9 protein-coding genes are annotated in these 9,292 nt (G+C 41.9%); 6 read left to right on the forward strand and 3 right to left on the reverse strand.

All coding sequences use genetic code 11. The annotated features are described in order from the left end of the window. The first annotated feature begins 200 nt into the window (after window positions 1-200). Window positions 201-377 (forward strand): ribosome modulation factor, encoded by a 177-nt coding sequence (gene rmf, locus KL866_RS07300; RefSeq protein WP_025255306.1) that lies wholly within the window; start codon window positions 201-203, stop codon window positions 375-377. A 98-nt stretch (window positions 378-475) separates the two neighbouring features. Here the strand turns inward: rmf and fabA are convergent, their stop codons facing one another. Then, the gene (gene fabA, locus KL866_RS07305; protein WP_025255307.1) at window positions 476-994 is read right to left on the reverse strand and encodes a bifunctional 3-hydroxydecanoyl-ACP dehydratase/trans-2-decenoyl-ACP isomerase; all 519 of its coding nucleotides are present in this window, start codon (window positions 992-994) and stop codon (window positions 476-478) included. A gap of 207 nt (window positions 995-1,201) precedes the next feature. Here fabA and KL866_RS07310 point away from each other — a divergent pair, with 207 nt between their 5' ends. Further along, the gene (locus tag KL866_RS07310) at window positions 1,202-1,489 is read left to right on the forward strand and encodes a hypothetical protein (protein ID WP_029661420.1); all 288 of its coding nucleotides are present in this window, start codon (window positions 1,202-1,204) and stop codon (window positions 1,487-1,489) included. Here the strand turns inward: KL866_RS07310 and KL866_RS07315 are convergent. Both KL866_RS07315 and KL866_RS07320 read right to left on the reverse strand, forming a co-directional pair. Next, window positions 1,486-3,150, reverse strand: coding sequence for a cryptochrome/deoxyribodipyrimidine photo-lyase family protein (locus KL866_RS07315; RefSeq protein ID WP_025255309.1), 1,665 nt, complete (start codon window positions 3,148-3,150; stop codon window positions 1,486-1,488). The genes KL866_RS07310 and KL866_RS07315 overlap by 4 nt on opposite strands. A gap of 9 nt (window positions 3,151-3,159) precedes the next feature. Continuing rightward, complete coding sequence (locus KL866_RS07320; RefSeq protein WP_214994351.1) at window positions 3,160-4,467, reverse strand: DASH family cryptochrome; 1,308 nt, start codon at window positions 4,465-4,467, stop codon at window positions 3,160-3,162. A gap of 111 nt (window positions 4,468-4,578) precedes the next feature. On the opposite strand from KL866_RS07320, the gene KL866_RS07325 reads away from it, so the two are divergent. The 4 genes from KL866_RS07325 to KL866_RS07340 all read left to right on the forward strand — a co-directional run bounded on the left by KL866_RS07325 (window position 4,579) and on the right by KL866_RS07340 (window position 9,155). Beyond that, window positions 4,579-6,003: a deoxyribodipyrimidine photo-lyase gene (locus KL866_RS07325; protein ID WP_214994353.1), complete on the forward strand. Its 1,425-nt coding sequence runs from the start codon at window positions 4,579-4,581 to the stop codon at window positions 6,001-6,003. Between the two features lie 3 nt (window positions 6,004-6,006). After that, window positions 6,007-7,545, forward strand: coding sequence for a cryptochrome/photolyase family protein (locus tag KL866_RS07330; protein ID WP_025255312.1), 1,539 nt, complete (start codon window positions 6,007-6,009; stop codon window positions 7,543-7,545). After that, on the forward strand, window positions 7,532-7,678 hold the full coding sequence (locus KL866_RS07335; protein ID WP_214994355.1) for a DUF2256 domain-containing protein: 147 nt from the start codon (window positions 7,532-7,534) through the stop codon (window positions 7,676-7,678). Before KL866_RS07330 ends, KL866_RS07335 begins: the two co-directional genes overlap by 14 nt. Window positions 7,679-7,847: 169 nt before the next feature. Then, the gene (locus tag KL866_RS07340) at window positions 7,848-9,155 is read left to right on the forward strand and encodes a DUF2254 domain-containing protein (protein ID WP_214994357.1); all 1,308 of its coding nucleotides are present in this window, start codon (window positions 7,848-7,850) and stop codon (window positions 9,153-9,155) included. The last annotated feature ends 137 nt before the right edge of the window (window positions 9,156-9,292 follow it).

Raw genomic sequence — 9,292 nt, forward strand, 5'->3', positions numbered from 1 at the left:
ATGTAATATAAATTTCATCGAAACTTCATTTATTTAAAGTTTGTCAAGTACTTTAATTTATTATTTCTCTTGAACCATTTGGCTAATTACACTATCACAGTAGTGTACGCAATCAATTTTCCGGCACTATCAACCGAAATGATGTAGAGCGCTCGCGAAAATGATTTGTTGTACATTCAACAAACAAAAGAGGCTAATCAATGAAAAGACAAAAAAGAGATAAACTGACACGTGCTCATGCTAAAGGCTATCAAGCAGGTATTAGTGGTCGTGCAAAGGAAAATTGTCCATTTCAACAAAATGATGCTCGTTCACAGTGGTTAGGTGGGTGGCGTGAAGCAGTAGAAGATAGACACTTAGGTCTAAATGTTAAATAACACTTCTCTTTTATGAACTGATTAAGCAAAAGGAAAGCCCCTGAAAAGGGGCTTTTTTCTACGTTCAATTTTTCATTGAACATGAAAGTGAACAATTCTTAGAAATTAGATGTGTCCTGAAATAGACCAACTTTTAGATCTTTCGCTACGTAAATCTCGCGGCCATCAACTTCTACTGAGCCGTCCGCCATTCCCATAAAGAGTTTACGCTTGATAACGCGCTTCATAGTGATTTTGTATGTCACTTTCTTTGCTGTTGGTAGAATTTGTCCAGTAAACTTCACTTCACCGACACCAAGCGCACGCCCTTTACCAGGGCCACCACTCCAGCCAAGGAAGAAACCAACCAATTGCCACATTGCGTCAAGGCCAAGGCAGCCTGGCATTACTGGGTCACCTGGAAAGTGGCAATCGAAAAACCATAAATCTGGATTAATATCTAACTCTGCGATAATCTCGCCTTTGCCATGTTCACCGCCGTCTTCAGTAATTGACACCACGCGGTCCATCATTAGCATATTTGGTGCAGGTAGCTGGCTGTTACCCGGACCAAACATTTCACCACGGCTACACGCCAATAAATCTTCTTTATTAAAACTACTTTTCTTCTCTGACATTCCCAACTCATCGTTGTTATTAAAGTGACAGTGTTAATTTAGCGAACACTTGTACGCTAAACAACTCTGAACAGTCATTTTTCTAAAGAAAAACGCATGCTAATATAGTTAACGTTAATTTATCCCGTACAAATTTCGCCCTACAAGCGTGTTTTTTAATCAACCATTACTCTACGGTCCACAATATCGTATTTTTGTGTGAAAACTATGACAGAACAAACAACAAAAAAAGCTAGTAAAAAAAGCCCAGTAGATAGAGCAAAAGCGAATGCAGATAAGCAGCGCCGTTTTAGAGAGAGACAAAAAGACGCAGGCAAAAAGCTGGTTAGAGGTTACGTTAGTCCAGAAGCTAAAGCATGCTATGACGAAATTCGCGATAAAACAGGTTGGACTGACAGCGAAGCCATGTCTAACGCTATGCGGCTGATGTATGCCTCGTACAAATGCGGACAAATTAAGCTATTAAATGAGTGGCTAAGAAAAAATAACCGTTAGGTTGTTTTATTAATTTTTGAATTGAGCCACGTTCGGCTTGGACTATGTTGCATGGTATGACGCCTGACAATACGCTGCGCTTCTTTTACCACATCATCGCGCTCACGATAGTTCCACAATCGTTTCGCTGTTATACGGTTATTCTCTGCGATATTGATAATGGGCGGCATATAATCTTGCTCAATGTTAAAACCTAACATTTGCGCTTCTAGCGGCGGTAGGTCGTAAGGTGCATGCACGGCCTCATTAGGTAGTTTAGCTAGTTCTGGCACCCATTTTTTGATAAACACACCTTCAGGATCTAATTTTTGTGACTGCGTTGCCGGGTTATAAAGGCGCACGGTATGAATACCCGTAACACTCGCTTGCATTTGTATTTGCGGATAATGGATCCCTGGTTCGAAGTCTAAAAACTGTGTTGCAAGGTAATGTGCTGCTTTAAGCCAATGCACATTTAGATGATGGCATAAGAAGCTTGTTACCATTGCACGCATCCGAAAGTTAATATACCCGGTATGTTTTAACGCTCGCATACAAGCGTCCACCAATGGATAACCAGTTCGGCCAATAGTCCAAAGGTAAAAACGTCGCTCAGCCTCTGGACCGTCTTTAAACGGGAAATGTTCATAAGCACTATTCATTGGTCGCCACTCTATACTGGACTCGCTTTCAAATTTTTGAATAAAGTGACAATGCCAATGAAGTCGGGATGTCAAAGCAGACAGCGCGCGGCTCCACTGTTTGCGCTGTGATGTTGGTAAGGTTTTCTTCAATTGTTTTTGTAATTGAACGCTCTGGTAAACCTGTTTTATTGAAATATTTCCCCATGCGAGATAGGGGCTCAATCGAGAACATGCTCGTCTTGAATATTCTGGCTGTGAAATATGCTGATGATAAAACTGGCCACGAGAACTGAAAAAGTCTTTTAAGACCTGCCAAGCGCGCTTTTCACCGCCAGGTTGCATTAAAGCCATTGCAGGTGTTGCTTCAATCTTAGTTAGCTGTTCTTTCGAAACTTCATCGTAAACATTGCCAAAAAAGTCTTCGGCCAAGCTATGTGTTGATAGTTTGAATTCATTTATTTCGCCAAAGGATTTCAGTGCTTTTGATATATCTGAGTGTTCACGCCAATTAACCCATTTTGCCGCGTTTATATCAAAATCATAGGTGGGGGTCGCGAAATGGCGCTCCCAATTTTGCTGCCATTGTGCTCTATGGGGCAAACCGCGTATTACTGCACCATACTGATATTCACATAATGTAATTGCGTTACTTTTCAAATGGGTAGCAACTGTCACATCGCGGTTATGCGTAACTTTCAAGCCTATTTCTTGGTAACTCCTAACGGCGGTAATGTTGTAATACCGGGCAATAAGTTTAAGTGCTTCTGTTACTTCACAGTGCAAGGTCAATACACGGGCGTGCGCGGGTAATTGGCTGTTGATGTCATCTATACTTTGTTGCATAAATCGCCAATGGCGAATGTCCATATGCGGGTCAGAAATAAGAGAAGGCTCCCAACAAAATAGTGGGAGCATCTTTTCACCTGACTCCACAGCACGGTAGAAAGGCTCGTGATCACGTAAGCGAAGGTCTCGTTTTAACCAGATAATCGTGACTGTCTCTTTTGAGTTAGCCTTTTTTAAGTTATCTGACGCCATAGAGTATAACTACAGCCATTTTTTACGGAATTGACCTGCTGGGTCGTAAATCTCGGTCTGCTTTTGCAGGTTGAATTGTCTGTGCCCGCGAGGATCACTACCAACACCTGCTAGATAAAGCCAATTTCCCCAGTTACTACCCACATCATAGTCAACTAGTTGTTGCTCGAACCATGCTGCCCCATAACGCCAGTCTTGTCGAAGTTCATGAACAAAGCAGCTAGCAACGAGCTGCCTACCGCGGTTTGACATATAGCCCGTTTCTGCAAGTTGTCGCATACACGCGTCTACAATAGGGTAACCGGTTTTTCCTTCGCACCAACGCGCAAAGGTTTCAGGGCAGTGTTTAGTGGAAGGTGTCTTGCCTTGAATGCCGCTAAAGCGAAACCATTTAGCGCCATATTTGCACTGTAGCCAGTGAAAGAATTCTCGCCACAGCAGCTCGAAATAAATCCAATAAGTGGAATCATTTTTTTCAACGGTCTCTTCAAAGTTATGAACTTGCCTCATCACTTCGCGCGCAGAAAGAGAACCATTAGATAACCAGGCAGACAACTTCGTGCTGTCTTTCCATGTATCTAGTGCATTGCGTGTTTCCTTGTAGGATGATGCAGCATGCCAGTCAAATAGATACGTGTTCAGGTGTGAAAGCGCAGCGGTTTCACCCCCAACAAGCGACGATTCAGACGGTTCAGGCAAATCGTGCTCAAGCGTTAATAGGAAAGATGCGTCTAACGTTGGTATAAAAGGGGTAGGTAAGCGCTGTATAGCAGGGTGAACCGCTAAGGGTTTACAATATTTCTCTACTTTCCGTCGAAACGGACTAAACACGTCGGGCATTTCTTCAATGCTAAACGGTCGTGTTTGCGCATCGAATAGACCAAAGGTCGAGGTTTCTATAACGGTGAGTGAGTCGAAGAAACGCTTTACTGAGTTTAACTCTGCTGTCTCATCATAACCACAATATTCACTCACCCCAAGATGTGAATAAGTCCCTGACCTCAACAGCTGAACTAAACACTCAGCCGCACTACCTTTTACGATAAGTAGATCATGCCCAAATTTTGCTAATTGGCGTTTCAAATCGGCTAATGTCTGCAGCAAGAAGGTGTGTCTGTGCTCGCCCAGCGAAGAAAGGCTAAATTCGTTAGGCCTAAAGTTTTTGTCATCTAAAATATAGACGAACGTAATTTGGCTGACCTCTTCGCACAAAGCGGAAATCGCTGCATTATCGTGAAGCCTAAGGTCATGCCTAAACCAATATAGGCCCCGTTTATGATTGTTTTTAGATTTGTCGTTATATTGTTGATTTGTCATACTAAATTTAAGCGTTTTTTTTAATATTGCACGGATCCTGAATCCGTTTAACTGCGTAAAACTACAAATACGTATAAGAATTAGATTTGGCGCAACGCCTGAGGAAAAAAAGTGACCGTTCCTGTTAGTATCATGTGGTTCAGACAAGACCTACGCGTAAAAGACAATCCGGCATTAAATGCAGCTTGTGATATGGGGAAAATAGTCCCAATCTATATTTATGATGATACAACCCCTGACGGAAGAATGCCTGGGGGTGCCAGTAAATGGTGGCTTCATCATTCTTTAGCCTCTCTTAACAAACGCCTCAATGGCCACTTGCAAGTATTTAAAGGCGATCCAAAGGAGATTATTCCAACCTTAATGGAAGCGTTTGAGGCGAAAGGTATCTTTTGGAACCGGTGCTATGAGCCTTGGCAGATAAACCGCGACAAAGCGATAAAGCAATCTCTCATTGATGGCAATTACGAAGCGCACAGCTGTAACGGCAGCCTATTGTGGGAACCCATGAAGGTACTTAAGAAGGATGGGACTCCGTATCGTGTGTTTACACCCTATTATAAAAAGGGGTGTTTGCAAATTGAAGAGCCACGCTATCCAAAAGCGGCGCCAGCACGCATAACTTATGCAGATGTAGCAAAGGAAGGTATTGATTTAGCGTCGCTAGACTTACTACCTACTATCAACTGGGACGAAACCATTGCGAAAGAGTGGATGCCGGGCGAAGACGGTGCTGCCGACAATCTAGCAGACTTCATTAAAAACTCTGCCCGTAAATATAATGACGGTAGAGATATTCCTTCTGCTCGAGGGACATCGCGCTTGTCACCTCATTTGCATTTTGGAGAGGTTTCGCCAAACCAAGTGTGGTATGCAATAAAAGACAAGTTTGGGGATAGCGAAGACAAAAGCATTGAGACCTATTTAAGCGAACTAGGTTGGCGTGAATTTAGCTATTATTTGTTGTTTCATTTTCCAACATTGCCAAATAAGAACTTCAACGAAAAATTCGACAAATTCCCATGGCGTTCAGATGCTAAGGCGCTTAAGGCATGGCAAACAGGAAAAACCGGTATTCCCATTGTCGATGCAGGCATGAGAGAGTTATGGCAAACCGGCTACATGCACAACCGTGTTCGCATGATTGTAGGTTCATTCCTAGTCAAAAATTTACTGCTTAGCTGGCATGAAGGGGAGCGATGGTTTTGGGATACGCTGTTAGATGCAGACCTTGCCAGTAACAGCGCTAGTTGGCAGTGGGTAGCGGGCTCTGGTGCAGACGCCTCGCCATACTTTCGGATTTTTAACCCGCTATTGCAGGGCGAAAAGTTCGATAAGAAAGGTAATTACGTACGAAAATATTGCCCCGAATTGAATAACCTATCCGACAAGTATATACATAAACCGTGGGAAGCACCCAGTGCAATTCTAAAAGATGCAGGGGTTGAGCTTGGTAAAGATTACCCCAAGCCACTTGTTGATCTAAAAGCATCGCGACAGCGTGCCTTAGACGCATTCCAACAAATAAAAGAGTAGGGTATGGCAGCACTTATTCTCGTTTTAGGCGACCAGCTTACTGAAACCTTACCGGCTATTACTGATGCGGTGAAAACCACAGATACTATTTTAATGGCGGAAGTACGTGAAGAAGCTACGTACGTAAAACATCATAAGAAAAAAATAGCATTTTTGTTTAGCGCTATGCGCCACTTTGCACAAAGCTTACGTGATGATAATTTCAATGTTAACTATGTGCACTATAACGATAAAATAAATAAAGGTGACTTACTCGCTCAAGTTAAGCACGCACTAAGTGAAAAGGTTTTTGATGAAGTAAAAGTGACCATGCCTGGTGAGCATCGCTTGCTAAAAAGCATGGAGCAATGGGAAAACGTGCTTGGCGTACCCGTTACTATATGTGAAGACAATCGTTTCTTAGCAACGCCCCAGGAATTTACTGACTGGGCGGGAGGTAAAAAGCAGCTTCGGATGGAGTTTTTCTACCGTGAAATGCGTCGCAAACACAACGTACTTATGGAGGGGAAAAATCCCATTGGTGGTAAGTGGAATTACGATGCTCAAAATCGTGAATCTATGCCTGAAACCCACAAAGTACCTAAGCACACTACATTTGAAATCGACGATATTACTTCAGATGTTATTGAATTAGTAAACAACGAATTCAGTGACCATTTTGGTGACATTGATAACTTTCACTTTGCGGTTACACGAGAAGATGCACTTTGTGTTTTAAACAACTTCATAGAAGAGAGGCTACCAAATTTTGGACAGTTTCAAGACGCCATGGTCGAGGGGAAGCCTTGGCTTTATCACTCCCACATCGCGTTTTATCTAAACTGCGGGTTATTAACCCCCAAAGAAGCTATTCAAGCTGCAGAACAGGCTTATCATGCGGGTCAAGTTCCACTAAATTCTGCTGAAGGATTTATTCGTCAGATTCTCGGCTGGCGTGAATACGTTCGAGGGTTCTATTGGCATTTTATGCCGAACTTAAAAACTGATAACTACTTTAATAACAGTCGCGCGCTACCTTCGTTCTTTTGGGATGCTCAAACTAATATGAACTGTATGCGCCAATGCATAAAAGAAACCAAGCAAAACGCTTATGCGCATCATATACAGCGACTTATGGTTATTGGAAACTTTTGCTTGTTAACAGAGCTTAGCCCCGAAGAAGTACAAGATTGGTACTTGTTAGTGTATGCCGATGCGTATGAATGGGTGGAACTACCCAATGTAGCCGGCATGATTTTGTACAGTGATGGCGGCAACTTGGCAAGCAAGCCGTATGTTGCAAGTGGTAGCTACATTAACAAAATGAGCAACTACTGCAAAAATTGTGGATATCAAGTGTCCAAAAAAACTGGGCCTAAAGCGTGCCCATTTAACTATTTGTACTGGCATTTTATTGATAAACATAAAGAAAAACTTAGCAATAACCACCGCATGGCGATGATCTATAAAACTTATGGTCGAATGAAAGAAGAAAACATCGAGACGATGAAGCAAGATGCCGCGATATTTCTAACAAAGCTTACAACAAATGAAGAAGTCTGATTTACCCACTAAAACATGCCCAGTCTGCGAAAGGCCATTTGCATGGCGCAAAAAATGGGAAAAAGACTGGGAAAATGTGCGTTATTGTTCTAAACGGTGCGCAGGAAACTGGAACAAAGCCATAACTCGGTAGTTTGCCATCTGACCGTTATGACATTTCGAACTTTTACGAAGTTGTGAGCGTTTTCAAACCTAATGTACTTTAGTTAGTCATATCATGATTACCTTATCTATTAGCAATTGTTTTAAACATTTGTGGCACTACTCGCGTAAAAGTAAAGAAGATATACAAGGAGTGTGATGTGAAAGCCCCATTAACTGCTGATAAACTACGTTTTCTTGTTTACAGTGTAAAAGAAAAACTATGGGTTAAGCCGCTTGGATTTTGTCTTGTTTCTATTTTCGCCGTGTTTATTGCGAAGCTAGCCGACGGAACATCTCTCGCTGAGCATATCCCGGAAATTAAACCTGAATCGGTCGCGACGTTACTTTCAATAATGGCGTCAAGCATGATGGTAATTGCTACTTTTTCTGCTGGTACTATGGTGAATGCTTATGCATCTGCTAGCCAGTCTTCTACGCCACGCTCTTTAAGCCTTATTATCTCTGACGATGTATCACAAAACGCGCTGTCAGTTTTTATAGGTGCGTTCATTTACAGTGCCGTAGCACTTACAGCAATAAACCACGCTTTTTTCAATGAAGCGGGAGTCTTTATTCTATTTTGCCTAACTTGCCTGACCTTTGCGATAGTTATATTAACCTTCATTCGTTGGGTAGATAGCGTTGCGCGCCTAGGCCGCGTAGGCCCAACTTTGTTAAAAGTAGAGCATGCAACAACTCGAGCTATCAAAAATAGAATTAATAACCCGTGCTTAGGCGCAGTTCCTCAGGAAAAAATAAAAGAGCAGGGGACTCATGCTATTTTTAGTGAGCAAGTGGGATATATACAGCTTATAGATATTGCAAAGCTTCAACGTTTCGCACAAAACAACGACTGTTTTATCAATGTTGCGTTACTACCTGGTGAATTTGTATCGCCAGAGCGTGCCATTGCATTTGCAGATAAAGATATTAAATCAGATGAAATTATCAGTGCTTTTACCATAGGCGAAGCAAGATCGTTTGAAGCGGATCCAAGATTTGGGTTTATTGTATTGGCTGAGATAGCTTCACGCGCGTTATCACCATCAGTAAATGACCATGGGACGGCAATAAATGCCATCAGCAGTATTACGAGATTGATGCTGCTATGGCGCAAACCGAAAGACAGTTCAAAAACTGATGGCCAGTCTGAGGATGACCAAAACAATACGCAAGACAAAATAAAATATGATCATGTTTCACTACCAGCGTTGAACGTGAATGATTTGTTCGATGATGCCTATACAAGTATTGCGAGAGATGGCGCGGCCAATATTGAAGTAGCAATGCGTATTCAAAAATCTCTTAACACGTTGAAAGCATGCTTTAAAAACAGTGAAGCCGCAATCGATAAAGACTTCGTTAAAGCAGCGTCTATATTATCAAAGCAGAGCTATGACCGTGCTAAGTTAGCGTTAAATTACGATGAAGATTTAAAACGAATAGCGCAGGTTTACGAAGATTAAATGCCTAAAGTAAGCGTTACTGAATTAATAAAGACTATTCATTAATACCATAGTAACGGTTGCAAACATTTTTATATTTAGTCTTTAGATAATAATAGCGCTAACACTGACTTAATCGCTTTTTAATAAGTTAAGTC

This window comes from Alteromonas sp. ALT199 (assembly GCF_018619335.1).
Taxonomy (GTDB): domain Bacteria; phylum Pseudomonadota; class Gammaproteobacteria; order Enterobacterales; family Alteromonadaceae; genus Alteromonas.